Below are 14,624 nucleotides of genomic sequence, written 5' to 3' on the forward strand. Positions count from 1 at the left end.
GGGGCAATCCATTTCAGCGCTAAAAATAATGACAATTGAACCACAATACATTATGAAACAAGCTATTGAGCCAATCATTTTGCACAGTTGAACAGCCACTTAATACTAAACAGCTAAAAACAGCCCACATTATACCCTAAAGACAATGCTTTTTGGTTAAAAATAAGGCAAAAGTATTCCGATGAGGCAATAAAAAACGGCAAGTTATTGCCGTTTTTTTAATCTATTCAGGTTAACTCAACCCAATTAACTAGTTCGAATGAAAGCTGTTGCCTTCTGTTGCCATGCTTTTAAGCATTTCACAAGGCGTAAAACGGTCACCATATAATTTTTGATAACGCGTTAATGTATCGACTAAGTTTTTAGCACCTAGGCTATCGATGTATCTGAACGGGCCACCAAGGAATGGAGGAAAGCCAATACCAAAAATAGCACCAATATCACCATCTCTAGGATTAGCAATAATCCCCTCTTCTAAACAACGCACCGCTTCATTCAGCATTTGAATAGTACAACGCTCAGCAATCTCTTTTGCTTCTTTATCTGAAGCAGCTTTGATCCCTAACACGCCATATACGGATTCATCAACCAACTTAGCTTTTTTGGCTTTCGGGCCATATTGATAAAAACCTTTACCGTTTTTACGACCTTTACGATCATCGGCAAGTAATTTATCAAAAGCTGCTGGAGCAGAAAAACGATCGCCAAGTTCTTTTTCTAAAATGGGTGAAATTTTTGCTCCAACATCGATACCCACTTCATCAAGTAAAGTCATCGGTCCAACGGGGAAACCAAACTTGACTAAGGCATTATCAAGGTGCTCAACACGCTGCCCTTCAAGCAGTAGTTGCGCCGCTTCATTCATATACAAAGCAAGAATACGATTAACATAAAATCCTGCGCCATCTTGAACAACAATCGGTGTTTTACCCTGCTTACGCGCAAAAGCTACCGTAGTTGCAATCGTTTCTGCCGAGGTGGTTTTATGGGCAATCACTTCAACTAACGGCATTTTTTCTACTGGGGAGAAATAGTGCAAACCAATGACATTTTCAGGACGCGCTGCAGCTTGTGCAATTTGGCCAATCGGCAATGAAGAGGTATTAGATGCAAAGATAGTGTGTTCACCGCATTCACGCTCAACATCTTTCACCATTTGGTGCTTCAAAGCTAAATCTTCAAATACTGCCTCTACGACGATATCAGCATCTTTAATGCCCTTATAATCGGTAGTGGTGGTCATCAAAGACATAATATTGTCACGAACCGCCGGAGTCATGTGACGGCGTTTCACACCTTTATCTAATAGTTTATAAGCATAAGCTAGCGCATTACTCAACCCTTGCTCTGATATGTCTTTAACTCGAACCGGAATTTTAGCTTTCGTTGTCGTTACCGAAGCGATACCGCCCCCCATTAAACCACCGCCTAACACCATGGCTTTTTTCACTTTACGAGGCTCAGCACCTACTGCACCGGTTTCTTTTTTCATTTCGGTCGTAGCAAAGAAAATACTACGCAAAGCGGCAGATTCTTTAGACATGACAAGGTTGCCAAAATGAGTCGCTTCAACCTCTAAACCTTTGGCCATACCTTTATTTAAGCCCTGGCGAACACAGTCAATAATTTTAGCTGGGGCAGGATAATTGCCCGCCGTTTTCTTTTCGACTTGTTTACGCGCCTGATCAAACATGATGTCACGGGTAAATGAGGTTGACTCTAGAAATTGATTCAACTTTGACTGTTTAACCGGCTTGGCTGCACTTTTCCCTTTTTTAGCCAGCTCAATTGCGGTAGTAAGCAAAATTGAATTAGGAACAACATCATTCACTAAGCCCATTTTTAATGCTTGTTTGGGACGCACTTGCTTACCGGTTAACATTAAATCTAGGGCCGTTGCGACTCCCACTAAGCGTGGTAAGCGCTGGGTTCCACCGCCACCGGGTAACAAACCTAATTGCACCTCCGGTACACCGAGTACCGTTTTGTTATCATCGCTGCATACCCGTAAATGACACGCTAAAGCAAACTCTAACCCGCCCCCTAAGCAAGCACCATTTATCGCGGCAACCACAGGAATATTCATGTTTTCAAGCGCGTTAAATACCACATGACCTTGTTGTGATAACTCTTTAGCATGTTGTTCGCTGGTACAAGCCGCTAACATACTGATATCAGCACCTGCAACAAATGAGTCTTTTTTACCTGAAACAACCACTAAACCTTTAATGCTAGAGTCGCTTTTTACTTCAGCGATGATTTGCGATACTTCAGGGCCAAATTCAGGCTTTAAGGTGTTCATGGTTTCACCAGGAACATCCATAGTTAGGATAGCAATACCGTCTTCGCGGCGTTGTAAGTTAAAAGTCTTTTCCATTGTTATTACTCCACTTCCACGATCATTGCTGCACCTAAACCACCTGCGGCACAAGCTGTTGCTAAACCAGTACCACCGCCACGACGTTTAAGCTCTTGACAAACTTGAGTAATTAAACGCGTACCTGTAGCAGCAAAAGGATGACCATAGGCTAATGACCCACCTAAAACGTTAAACTTACTCATGTCGATTTCACCAATTGCACGATTTCGGCCTAGCTTTTCTTCAGCAAATTTTTTCGAACCAAACATCTGCATGTTAGCTAAGGTTTGTGCTGCAAATGCTTCATGCATTTCAACTAAAGTAAGATCTTCTAATTCCATACCTGCGCGCTTCAATGCTAATGGTGTCGCATAAGATGGTCCCATAAGCATGTCTTGCCATACGTCAATGGCAGTAAAGGCGTAACTCTTAATGTAACCAATAGGCTGATAACCTAATGCTTTCGCACGACCTTCACTCATTAAAATGATGGCAGATGCGCCATCGGTTAACGGTGTACTGTTTGCTGCCGTTACCGAGCCATGCTTGCGATCAAACGCTGGACGCAGTTTTGCATAAGATTCAAGCACTGAATTCTCACGAATGTTGTTATCACGGTCGATAAACTGTTTATAGGGCGGAATGTGTGCCGCCATCACTTCTTGCTGTAACACCCCTGAATTCCAGGTTTGGGTCGCAAGCGTATGTGAACGATGCGCTAATGCATCCTGATCGGCACGGCTAATACCGTAGGTTTTAGCCATTTGCTCTGCGGTTTGTCCCATTGACAAACCTGTTGAATACTCAGCAACCGCAGGGGGAACGGGCATGAGATCTTTTAAACCTAAACGACGCATAATCGCAAATTTTTGCTGGAATGTTCGTGCTTTATTTAAATCAACTAATGCATGTGCTAGCTTTTTAGATACGCCAATAGGTAACACTGATGAAGAGTCAGCACCACCAGCAATACCAATTTCAACATTGCCTGTCATGATTGATTCAGCAACGTTAACCGCCGATTGAAAAGATGTCGCACAAGCGCGCGTCACACTGTAGGCATCGGTAGAGACATCCATCCCCGTCCCTAAGACAATTTCACGGGCAATGTTTGGTGCAGCGGGCATCTGAACAACCTGGCCATAGACTAATTGTTCGATGGTTTTAGGGTCTAATTCTGAGCGAGACAACAACTCATTCACCACCATTTTGCCCATATCTAGCGCTGATACGCCATGGAATGCTGTAGCCTGCTTTGCAAAAGGCGTTCTTAAACCTGCGACGATAGCTATACGCTCACCGCGGGCATTTGTTACTTGTTGTCTATCACTCATTTTTCACCCTCTTCTTATCGTTAACCTGGCGATACAAGCTCAAGTTGTAAATATCCGTTTCTGCCTAAACAGTGGTCAGACCATCAAAATGTGATCTGATTCTAACTTTTTATTTGCAGGTTTTAAACACCTGTTTAGATATATCTTTAAATGTGCCCATCCAGTGCTTAAGCCACTGAGTAAAAGTAACTATCAAACAGGCAGTTTAAGCGCATTTTCTAAAATGATTAAATAATGAACATGCAAATACGATTGAAAAAAGAGATAACCGTAAATGAATCCAAAGTTGTTAATTCATCTGATTATGCCCCTTACGACAAGCTTATAAATAAATCCATAACGGCCAATAATGTCTGTGTGATGTGAAAAAACTGCACAAATAAGCTCATAAACTAGCATGGCCGAATCTACTAACGTATCTATAAAAAAGTTAATAGTTTCATTGAGGGTTAAAATCTGTTAATCCTACTAGCCAAATCCATAGAGAATTCATAACATAAGCATCATTGTGTTTATGTTATTAGCAAATTATTGAGTAACTGTATGCCTTTAAGCCGATTTCATTCTTTAAGAACTTATCTCGACAGCGTCATTTTAGGCCAACCCGTATTGACTGAAAATCTATTAATTGCATTGGTCGCTGATGGTCACTTACTCGTTGAAGGACCACCAGGTTTAGCAAAAACCCGGGCAGTAAAAGCCTTATGCGATGGCGTTGAAGGTGAGTTTCATCGCATTCAATTTACCCCTGACTTACTGCCAGCTGATTTAACCGGCACCGATATTTATCGCCAGCAAACAGGAACGTTTGAATTTGAAGCAGGGCCAATATTCCATAATTTAATTCTTGCGGATGAGATTAACCGGGCTCCGGCTAAAGTGCAGTCAGCATTATTAGAAGCCATGGCAGAAGGACAGGTCACAGTAGGTAAAACCAGTTACCCGCTGCCGAAACTGTTTTTAGTTATGGCCACACAAAACCCATTAGAAAACGAAGGAACGTACCCGTTACCTGAGGCACAATTAGACCGTTTCTTAATGCACCTGAATCTTGATTATCCAAGTGCTGAAACAGAATGCCTTATTTTACGCCAGTCACGCAAGGAAGCGATTAGCCATCAACTGCCCAGTATTGAACCTGTTGCGCAATCAGATGTGTTTGCTGCACGCGATGAAGCATTAGAAATTTATCTTGCAGAGCCGCTTGAGCAATATATCGTTGAAATCGTGATGGCTACGCGTCAACCCGAGCGTTACAGTCCAGAATTAGCCAAATGGTTAGAATATGGCGTCAGCCCACGCGCCACTATTTCGTTGGAACGATGCGCCCGTGCAAGAGCTTGGCTACAAGGTCGTGATTTTGTGTCTCCAGAAGATATTCAAGCTGTTGCACCAAATGTGCTGCGTCATCGCTTGTTACTTAGCTATCAGGCACAGGCTGAAGGCGTGACTGCTGATCGGGTTATTAACAGTATTTTGTCTCAAGTCGCAGTACCTTAACCCATGAGCTTAGCAGCATTATCACTGCCATTATTTAGCGATGGCATGAACTTGAATGAGCAGGAGTTAATTGCCTGCCAAAGCTTGTCTCATGTTATTGCCGATAGAAAAACGCGAGCAAAGGCATCGATGTCCGGTCACAGGGCGAGCTTAGTTAAAGGCCGAGGTATGGAGTTTGCTGAAGTACGTCATTATCAAAATGGTGATGATGTGCGTTCTATTGATTGGCGAGTAACAGCAAGAACAGGTGTTGCCCACACCAAATTGTTTATCGAAGAACGTGAACGCCCTATTCTGCTATTAGTGGATTTAAGCCATAGTTTGTATTTTGGCTCGCAACTATTATTACAAGCAGTGCAAGCGGCACATGTTTGTGCGACTCTTGCTTGGAGCGCCGTGCAACATGGCGATAAAATCGGGGCATTAATTGCTAGTGAAACTAATCACTTAGAATTAAAACCCCGCAGTCGTAGACAAGGTATGTTGCAATTATCTTCAGGGCTGATTGATGTTCATCAAAAACAACTGAATCAATTTGATAATCTCCCTCAAGATCCAGACCATATTTTCAAAGCCTGCCAGCGACTTCAACGTATTGCCAAACCTGGTTCATTGGTATGGATCATTACCGATGGCCATCATTTCAATCCGCGCTGTTTAGCGCCCTTAACCCAACTTAAACGTCATTGCGATATTGGCGCTTTTGTGATCACAGATCCACTGAAACAAGGCACCTTAGCTTTGCCTAAGCAATTTACTTTTCCGGTAAGAGATGGCAAACAACAGCTGACATTAACCCGTGAGAGTTATCAAAAATGGCTGGATGAGCAACAAGCGTCGCAAAATGAATTTACCCGATTAATGAAGCAACTTAATGTACAGCCCAAATTTATTGATGCGGGTAAGCCTCTGTGTGATCAATTGGAATTATTACGCTAAATGTTACCTCTTTTATTTAACTCATTGATGGCATCTGCAACCTCAAGTGTGCCGCTCCCAGAAGTTAATCAGGCTGCCTCGCCTTTAGCTCAAATGCATGACATTGCATTACCAGAAACTGTGTCATCATTACCAATCGCGCCGGGCTACTGGATGGTATTGCTACTGATTGTGGCAATACTCAGCTGGATATTGAAAAAAGGACTTAAAAAGTACCGCTATCATGCACCGCGCAGAATGGCATTAGCCATGCTTAACGCCATGGACAGCAATGCCAATACATTTGCATCAGAAGTGAATAGTTTATTAAAACGCACTGCAATGACATATTTACCAAGGCAATCATTAGCGCATTTAAATGGCCAACCGTGGTTTGATTGGTTAGATAAAAGACTGCCTACTCATCATCAGGGGATGATAGGCCCATTACTTTTTAAACGCCATCAACAAAATGGCCTTACCCGCGAAGATAATCAACAGTTGCTTACATTGGCAGTGCTCTGGCTGGCAAACTCATCCCCTTTTGAGCAAGTGCCTATTTCCACAACAGACAAACAAACGATGCCGGAGGTGCAATGTTAAGTTTCACTTGGCCTTTAGTATTGTTATTACTGCCGTTACCGCTCTTTTTTAGACAAGCTAAAAATGTCGCTCAGGGGGGGCATCTGCAGCTTCCTGGTGTCAGCCATGCCATCAAAAATCAAAGCAGACAAAACGTCAAGCACTCCCGTAAATTATATTGGCTGATGTGGCTGTTGTTATTATTAGCCGTAGCTAGGCCGCAATGGCTTGGCGAACCTATTGAACTCCCCTCTAAAGGGCGTGACTTAATGATGGCGGTAGACTTATCCGGCAGTATGCAAATTGAAGACATGGTGATTGAAGGCAGAACCGTTGATAGATTTACACTCATTCAACATGTCTTAGCTGATTTTATTGAACGGCGAAATGGCGATCGACTCGGATTAATTTTATTTGCCGACCATGCCTATTTACAAGCGCCGTTAACCCAAGATAGACGGTCTGTGGCCAAGTTTTTAACCGATGCGCAAATCGGCTTAGTCGGTAAACAAACAGCTATAGGTGAAGCCATTGCACTAGCAGTAAAGCGCTTTGATATGGTTGAAGAAAGTAACCGAGTGTTAGTGTTACTTACTGATGGCTCTAATAATGCTGGCAGTATAGAACCCGAAACCGCCGCAGAAATTGCTGCAAAGCGCAATATTACGATTTACACCGTGGGCGTAGGAGCCGAGCTACTCGAACGTCGTACCATTTTTGGTAAAGAGCGCATTAATCCATCGATGGATTTAGATGAAACACAATTACAAAAATTAGCTGATATGACCAATGGTCAATATTTTCGCGCTCGCAGCAGTGAAGACCTTGAGCGGATTTATCAGACCATAGATCAATTAGAACCTGTAACCCGCGACCAATTAAGCTATCGTCCTAAAAAAGAATTGTTTTATTGGCCTTTATTGATGTCTTTACTATTGAGCATGCTAATCAGTTGTCGACAACATTTTCAAGCTGGAATGGTGTTACCTTCATTCAAACGTGGAGTTAAAACACAATGATCCATTTTATCCGCCCAGAATGGTTATTTGGTTTAATACCACTCATTTTATTAAGTGCCTTGTTTTGGCGTCGCCATCAACAACAATCGGCCTGGAAACAATATATCGCGCCACATCTGAGCCCAATGTTGATAAGTGACAGTGTAGAGCAAGGTCGTAAGCCTCAATGGATACTCGCCTTTTGCTGGATCATTGCAGTATTGGCATTATCAGGCCCTGCGATAACCAAGCAAAACCTACCGGTTTTTGCCACTGAGCAAGGACGAGTGTTAGTGATGGACATGTCTTACTCCATGTACGCCACCGACCTAAGCCCCAACCGTTTATCACATGCGCGCTTTCGCGCCACCGACTTATTAGCTGAAATTAAAGAAGGTGAAACAGGTCTTATCGCATACGCAGGTGACGCCTTCACTATCAGCCCACTCACCCGAGATAACGCCACATTATTAAACCTACTGCCGACATTAAGTCCAGACATTATGCCGTCAAGAGGTTCTAACTTAGCTGCGGCAATCACCCTTGCTGAACAGTTATTAGCCCAAGGGGGACACATCACTGGCGACATTATTTTAATGACAGATGGTGTGTCAGATGATCAATTCAATCAAGTATTTGGCCAACTCAAAAACAGCCGCTATCGCTTATCCATTTTAGCGTTTGGGAGCCAAAACGGTGCCCCAATTCAGTTAGCCGACGGTCAATTGATGCGCGATAGCAGCAATGAAGTGGTTGTCGCCAAAACAGATATTCATTTATTGCAAAAGCTTGCCAAACGTGGAGCGGGAATAGTGATCCCCACTCAGGCAGATGGCAGCGATGTAAAGCAATTAACCCAGTGGCTAGCAGAAGACGGTCAAGCCAAAGCCACCGAACTTGAGGGGGAGTCATGGCAAGATTTGGGGCCTTACATCGCCTTGCTACTGATTTTACCTATGCTATTTAGTTTTAAATATGGGGTATTACCCAACATTGTGCTGCCTACTGCATGGTTACCTTTGGCCGGCTTGATAGGGCTACTCACCCTGGGCAGTACTTACAGCCCTCGTGTTGACGCAAGCGTGTGGGACGATTTGTGGTTGACCAAAGATCAACAGGCTCAGCAAGCTTTTGAGCAAGGTGATTACCAACAGGCCGCTAAAAAATTTAGTGCTTCAAACTGGCAAGCATCTGCCCATTATAAAGCCAAAGATTATCAAAAAGCCCTCGAAGGGTTTGAACAAGATAACTCTGCACAAGGATTATACAATCAAGCGAATAGTCTGATGCAACTTTCTAATTTACCTGAAGCGATCAAGCGATATCAAAATGCCTTATCGTTACAACCTGACTTTACTGAAGCGCAAGAAAACCTTGCTCTAGCGGAAGAGTTACTCAAGCAACAGTCGCAAAATGATCAACAAAATGGTCAACAAGGCGAGCCGCAAAGTAATGAGCAAAACAGTGAAGAGCAACAAGGTCAGCAACAGGATCAGCAACAATCAGGTTCAAATACAGATCCCAATGGTCAGCAAGGCAAGGATGAGCAACCACAAAACCAGCCACAGAATGCACAATCACCTGATAACGCTGATCAAAGTCAAGATCCTAAAACAGATGAACAAGAGCAAGGTACTGAGGCCAATAACCAATCCACAAATGATCAACGATCATCGAAAAATGAATCGGATGAGCAATCTAAGCAACAATCAGATGACGAGCAATCTGAAGCCTCTGCTTCAAATGAGTCAACAGGTTTAGATGAACAATCTCCAGAAAATGAAGCCAGCATGCAAGCGAATACAGAATCGCAACAGCAAGCGGATACCGAAGGCGAAAAGCAGCAAAATGAAGTATCGCAAGCTGTTGAAGCATCCGATGACAGCAGTGACAAAGACGCTAAGCCAATTGAGCAGGCAATCAGTCCGACTACATTAGGTCAGGAGCCATTACCAGAAAATATGGAACGCGCATTACGTGCAATAAGTGAAGATCCACAAGTATTAATACGCAATAAAATGCAGTTGGAATATCAAAAACGCCGTCAACAAAATCAACAGGTAAAGGAAACAGAGCAGTGGTAATTCGAATTTTATTAAGCCTGGTGCTGCTTATTATTGCCCCTTCTGTCATGGCACTGAGTCAGGTAGAAGCCAGTATTGAGAAAAACCCCGTTATTGAAGGTGAATACTTTGTATTGAATGTCACTGCCGATGATGATCTTAATGCCGGTGCATTAGACACATCAGCATTATTAGAAAACTTCATAGTAGGCAGAACCAGTGTGGGTAGAAGTACCCAAATGATTAATTTCAATACCACTAAAGAAACCCGTTGGCAGGTATTAATCGCTGCAAAATCGTCGGGCAATATTACTATTCCGGCATTTAACATTGAAGGCGTGAGTTCATCTCCCATTGCACTGCAAGTTGCTCCTGCGGGCAGCCAACCTCAACAAATGCAGAATCTCTTCATTGAAGCAAGCACAAACGTTGACGAAGCTTATGTTGGGCAATTGATTAACTATAAAGTGAAATTATATCTAGCCGTTGAACTGCAACGCGGTGTCCTTAGTGCGCCAGTGGTGAAAGGCGCACAAATAAAACAAATTGGTGAAGACACCGACAGCACTGAAATTGTTAATGGCCGTCGTTTTAGAGTGATCGAACGTAATTACGGGATCGTTGCGGGGTTACCGGGTGAGATCATCATCGATGGTGCGACTTTTTCAGGCGATGTGTTGGTTGAATCGCAACGTCGCGGCGGCATGTTTGGCTTTAATGAAAGTATTCCAATGCAAACCGAAGCCGAGCGTAAAGTGATCCAAATCAATAGTTACCCTCCAAGTTACCAAGGGGAATGGCTAGTCAGTGATTTAGTGTCATTACGTGAAGTGTGGCCAGATACTCAAACCACTTTTGAAGCGGGCAGTCCGATTACCCGAACCATTAGTTTAATTGCCATGAATGTGGATGAAAATAGTCTGCCAGAATTGGCAATGCCTACCACAGAAGGCCTAAGAGTTTATCCTGAAAAGCCACTTCGTCAAACGGGTATTCGTGATGGCCAAGTCATATCACAATACAGTTTAACTGCTGCGATTGTGCCAACAAAGCCTGGCACCTACACACTGCCTGAATTAAAAGTACCTTGGTGGAATACTCAGTTAAAGCAACAGGAATATGCCATTTTACCCGCAAAAACAATTACGGTTATCGCCGGTCAAATGGCTGATAATGCATTAACGATTACACCACAACAACCCTCGTATCCGTATGCGAGTTTGTGGCCATGGTTAACAGGATTGTTTGCGATATTGTGGTTAATCACACTGATATTATGGCGTAAAACTGTCTCACAACAGCGTCTTGTGACGACACAAACCACTCAGCGCCCTGTTGCAGATGTCGTCAGCCTAGCAACAATTACCGAGGCATGCGATCGTAATCATGTCAGCGATGTCATTAGTGCATTACAAAAATACTTTTCAGCATTATTAAACCGTCAAGTCACATTAGCTGAGATCAGCCAGTTATCGGAGCCACTTGGCCAAGCGGTAGCCGATTTACAACAAGGTCGGTATAGCCAACACACCAGTGCGATCAACAAGCAGCAGTTAATGAGTGCGGTAAAGTCGTACCATCCTAGCAATAATACACCTTCCCACTCCGTTATTACCCCGCTTAACCCCTAGCCTATTAGTTGTCCTCCCGAGAGTGAATCACTCAAACGCTCGGGAGGACACCACAATTTGTGATTGCGGTATTCTGTTGAACCAGTAAGCTGTAGCTAACAATTCTAAGAAATTTTAAAAATGTTTGAAATTCTGCGAAAGAAAAAGACCGACGCTACGGTCTTATCTGACATGGTAAATAAACAACGACGTTACGATAGCCTTGTCAGGGCACTTCATACCGACATTTTTCGTTATGCCTTTTGGTTATGTGGCGATAAACATGTGGCTGAAGATATCACTCAAGAAACCTTCCTGCGGGCATGGCGATCTTTGGATTCTTTAAATGATGACAAAGCGGCTAAAGCATGGTTAATCACAATTTTGCGCCGCGAAAATGCGCGTCGATTTGAGCGCAAGCAATTCGATTACAGTGATGTTGAACAAGAACAACTTGAAGATGTGTTCTCAAGTAGCACCGAAGATGAAACAGAACAGTATTGGTTACGCAGGCAGATTGCTAAGCTTGATATCGAATATCGTGAGCCTTTGTTGCTCCAGCTCATTGGTGGATTCAGTGGTGATGAAATTGCAGACATGTTGGCATTAAATAGAAATACCGTAATGACAAGACTATTTCGCGCCAGAAACCAGCTTAAAGATGCATTAGACACACCAGAGGTAAGAGGTCAATCAAATGGATGATCTACAATTTCGTCGCCAAGCCTATGGCGATCCTAATAATCAGTCACATGACTTTTTGCAACATATGGCAAACCACCCTGATGATGCTAAATTGGTTAAAGATTTGAAGTCCCTTGATAATCAACTAACTCAAGCGCTTAATATTCCTGTTCCGGAAGATTTAGCGGAAAAGTTACTGTTACGTCAGCAATTGAACCAGCACCAACAAACGCAAAAACGTACACGCTATTTAATGGCAATGGCAGCATCAATCGCGTTTATCGTCGGTGTAAGCTTCAGCATGTTACGTTTTACCCCAATTGACTTATCTGAGCACGCATTAGCCCATGTATACCATGAAACAAAAGCACTGCAGATAGAGCAAGACATTGGTTTTAATGATGTTAACTTTAAACTTGCGAATATGTCAGGTTTGCAACAGTCTAAATTTATTCAACAGCCTGGTCGGGTATTTTATACTGCCTACTGTGATTTTCAGGGGGTTAAGTCACTTCATTTGGTGATGCAAGATGAGAATGGCCAGAAAGTCACTCTGTTTATTGTGCCTGCAGAAGAGCGCTTAAAGTTAGACAGCGTTTTTGCTGATGCGAAATATAAGGGCCAAGGTTTTCAATCGGCTGATGCTTATATGTTACTTGTCGGTGAACAACACTCTGATCTTAATTACGTTAAACGTGAAATTGAGCAAACTTTTATTTAGACCTTCAACCCTAGTTTAACAAGCTTAAATAAGCAGCCACACTTTACAGCGTGGCTGCATTTTTTTTAATCAAGCGCACAGCTAAAGTGTGAACCAGCTCAAACTTCTGCTAGCATTGTCCCCATAATGATAACTAGACGGGATATTCATGGAAATTCAAGCACCAATTTTAATCACTTTTATTGGCTATTTAGCCGTAATGATGGGCATAGGCTTTTGGGCATATAAAAAAACAGACTCCGTTGATGATTATATTCTCGGCGGCCGAAAAATGGGACCTGCGGTTACCGCGCTAAGTGTTGGCGCATCCGACATGTCAGGCTGGTTGTTACTTGGTCTTCCCGGCGCGGTCTACTTAGGGGGGTTAGGAGAAGCTTGGATTGGCTTCGGACTGATTTTTGGAGCCTGGCTAAATTGGCTTTTTGTCGCCAAGCGATTACGTATTTATACTGAAATGGCAGATAACTCGCTTACCCTTCCTGACTTTTTTGAACATCGATTTTATGATAATCATGGCTTATTAAAATTAGTCTCAGCCATAACCATTTTAATCTTTTTTACCTTCTACGCTTCATCAGGCATGGTCGGCGGTGCGATCTTATTTGAAAAAGTGTTCGGCCTAGATTACACCTTAGCTCTGGTCATTGGCTCAGTTATCATTGTTTCTTATACTTTTGTAGGCGGATTTTTCGCTGTTAGTTGGACAGACTTTTTCCAAGGCTGTTTAATGCTAATCGCCTTAATTATTGTGCCGATTGCCATTTTTAATGACACAGAAACACAGGCGAACATCAATACGCTAGATCCTGCCATGCTGACATTCATCGGCGAGAATACCACCATAATCGGTTTGATATCACTGCTTGCATGGGGATTAGGCTATTTTGGTCAACCGCACATTTTATCGCGTTTTATGGCCATAGGTAGTGCAAAAGATTTACGCTTATCACGTCGTATTGCAATGAGTTGGATGGCACTGGCATTGATTGGGGCATTAGCCACAGGTATTGCTGGCATGTTATATTTTGCCAAGGCGCCACTTGATAATCCTGAAACGGTATTTATCCATCTGGCCCATGCCGCTTTTAACCCTTGGGTTGGCGGCTTACTGATTGCCGCTATTTTATCGGCCATTATGAGCACTATTGACTCTCAGTTATTGGTTTGTTCAAGCGTGATAACAGAAGACTTTTATCGTAAATGGTTGCGTCCTAAGGCAAGTAGCAAAGAGTTAATGCTAGTGGGTCGAATAGGGGTGATTGCTATTGCCTTGATTGCAGGCGTGATCGCGCTGAATCCACAAAGTAGTGTACTCGGTTTAGTCAGTTATGCATGGGCCGGATTTGGTGCAGCATTTGGCCCTGTGGTAATTTTGTCGCTATTTTGGCGTGGATATAGTCGCAATGGTGCTATCGCAACTATTGTCGTTGGAGCCGTTACGGTTGTGGTATGGAAGCAATTAACTGGCGGTCTATTTGATCTCTATGAAATCGTCCCTGGCTTCTTGTTTGCAACTCTCGTTGGGGTGGTTTTCAGTAAATTATCTCCCCCAAGAGCGGAAGTGAAAATGCAGTTTAGTGAGTTTGAACAAAGTTTATTGAGCCAAAAGTAATCACTCAATAAATTAACAACTTAGCCACTGAAACTGAACAAAAAATCTACTTCAAAATAAAAAGCGTACAGATGTACGCTTTTTTTATATTTTTAAATTCACATCACCGCCGTTTGAAAACAACATTGCGTTAACATGCGTCACAATCAAAAAGAGTCTTAACATTATGCTAAATAAGCCTTTTTATAGAAAAACATACCTAGCCCATCCTAGTTCATAAAAACACTGCTTTTGAATTAACTC

Annotated in this window: 11 protein-coding genes; 9 read left to right on the forward strand and 2 right to left on the reverse strand. The window is 42.9% G+C overall.

The window, feature by feature from the left end; all coding sequences use genetic code 11:
- Positions 1-250 precede the first annotated feature (250 nt).
- Positions 251-2,377 carry a fatty acid oxidation complex subunit alpha FadJ gene (gene fadJ, locus OHT75_RS01545; RefSeq protein ID WP_264724617.1) on the reverse strand — a complete coding sequence of 709 codons (2,127 nt, stop codon included), beginning with the start codon at positions 2,375-2,377 and terminating at the stop codon, positions 251-253.
- Positions 2,378-2,382: 5 nt separating this feature from the next.
- On the reverse strand, positions 2,383-3,693 hold the full coding sequence (fadI, locus tag OHT75_RS01550) for an acetyl-CoA C-acyltransferase FadI (protein WP_264724618.1): 1,311 nt from the start codon (positions 3,691-3,693) through the stop codon (positions 2,383-2,385).
- A 543-nt stretch (positions 3,694-4,236) separates the two neighbouring features.
- On the opposite strand from fadI, the gene OHT75_RS01555 reads away from it, so the two are divergent.
- The 9 genes from OHT75_RS01555 to putP all read left to right on the forward strand — a co-directional run bounded on the left by OHT75_RS01555 (position 4,237) and on the right by putP (position 14,381).
- Positions 4,237-5,193: an AAA family ATPase gene (locus OHT75_RS01555; protein WP_264724619.1), complete on the forward strand. Its 957-nt coding sequence runs from the start codon at positions 4,237-4,239 to the stop codon at positions 5,191-5,193.
- A 3-nt stretch (positions 5,194-5,196) separates the two neighbouring features.
- The gene (locus OHT75_RS01560; protein ID WP_264724620.1) at positions 5,197-6,132 is read left to right on the forward strand and encodes a DUF58 domain-containing protein; all 936 of its coding nucleotides are present in this window, start codon (positions 5,197-5,199) and stop codon (positions 6,130-6,132) included.
- Positions 6,133-6,714: a DUF4381 domain-containing protein gene (locus tag OHT75_RS01565; RefSeq protein WP_264724621.1), complete on the forward strand. Its 582-nt coding sequence runs from the start codon at positions 6,133-6,135 to the stop codon at positions 6,712-6,714.
- A complete protein-coding gene (locus OHT75_RS01570; protein ID WP_264724623.1) occupies positions 6,708-7,712 on the forward strand; it encodes a vWA domain-containing protein in 1,005 nt (334 codons plus the stop codon). The genes OHT75_RS01565 and OHT75_RS01570 overlap by 7 nt, the downstream gene beginning before the upstream one ends.
- Positions 7,709-9,775, forward strand: a complete 2,067-nt coding sequence (locus OHT75_RS01575; protein ID WP_264724624.1) for a VWA domain-containing protein — start codon at positions 7,709-7,711, stop codon at positions 9,773-9,775. The genes OHT75_RS01570 and OHT75_RS01575 overlap by 4 nt, the downstream gene beginning before the upstream one ends.
- A complete protein-coding gene (locus OHT75_RS01580) occupies positions 9,769-11,385 on the forward strand; it encodes a BatD family protein (RefSeq protein WP_264724625.1) in 1,617 nt (538 codons plus the stop codon). The genes OHT75_RS01575 and OHT75_RS01580 overlap by 7 nt, the downstream gene beginning before the upstream one ends.
- A 120-nt stretch (positions 11,386-11,505) precedes the next feature.
- The gene (locus OHT75_RS01585; protein ID WP_264724627.1) at positions 11,506-12,069 is read left to right on the forward strand and encodes a sigma-70 family RNA polymerase sigma factor; all 564 of its coding nucleotides are present in this window, start codon (positions 11,506-11,508) and stop codon (positions 12,067-12,069) included.
- On the forward strand, positions 12,062-12,769 hold the full coding sequence (locus OHT75_RS01590; RefSeq protein ID WP_264724628.1) for a DUF3379 domain-containing protein: 708 nt from the start codon (positions 12,062-12,064) through the stop codon (positions 12,767-12,769). The genes OHT75_RS01585 and OHT75_RS01590 overlap by 8 nt, the downstream gene beginning before the upstream one ends.
- Before the next feature lie 148 nt (positions 12,770-12,917).
- A complete protein-coding gene (gene putP, locus OHT75_RS01595; RefSeq protein ID WP_264724629.1) occupies positions 12,918-14,381 on the forward strand; it encodes a sodium/proline symporter PutP in 1,464 nt (487 codons plus the stop codon).
- Positions 14,382-14,624: the final 243 nt, after the last annotated feature.

Source organism: Shewanella subflava, assembly GCF_025971955.1.
In the GTDB taxonomy this organism is placed as follows: Bacteria; Pseudomonadota; Gammaproteobacteria; order Enterobacterales; family Shewanellaceae; genus Shewanella; species Shewanella subflava.

Bases quoted from the DNA above. Each gene is read 5' to 3' on its own strand.
- OHT75_RS01555 (WP_264724619.1), top strand. From the start codon at position 4,237: ATGCCTTTAAGCCGATTTCATTCTTTAAGAACTTATCTCGACAGCGTC.
- fadJ (WP_264724617.1), bottom strand. From the start codon at position 2,377: ATGGAAAAGACTTTTAACTTACAACGCCGCGAAGACGGTATTGCTATC.
- fadI (WP_264724618.1), bottom strand. From the start codon at position 3,693: ATGAGTGATAGACAACAAGTAACAAATGCCCGCGGTGAGCGTATAGCT.
- OHT75_RS01575 (WP_264724624.1), top strand. From the start codon at position 7,709: ATGATCCATTTTATCCGCCCAGAATGGTTATTTGGTTTAATACCACTC.
- OHT75_RS01585 (WP_264724627.1), top strand. From the start codon at position 11,506: ATGTTTGAAATTCTGCGAAAGAAAAAGACCGACGCTACGGTCTTATCT.
- OHT75_RS01565 (WP_264724621.1), top strand. From the start codon at position 6,133: ATGTTACCTCTTTTATTTAACTCATTGATGGCATCTGCAACCTCAAGT.
- putP (WP_264724629.1), top strand. From the start codon at position 12,918: ATGGAAATTCAAGCACCAATTTTAATCACTTTTATTGGCTATTTAGCC.
- OHT75_RS01590 (WP_264724628.1), top strand. From the start codon at position 12,062: ATGGATGATCTACAATTTCGTCGCCAAGCCTATGGCGATCCTAATAAT.
- OHT75_RS01570 (WP_264724623.1), top strand. From the start codon at position 6,708: ATGTTAAGTTTCACTTGGCCTTTAGTATTGTTATTACTGCCGTTACCG.
- OHT75_RS01560 (WP_264724620.1), top strand. From the start codon at position 5,197: ATGAGCTTAGCAGCATTATCACTGCCATTATTTAGCGATGGCATGAAC.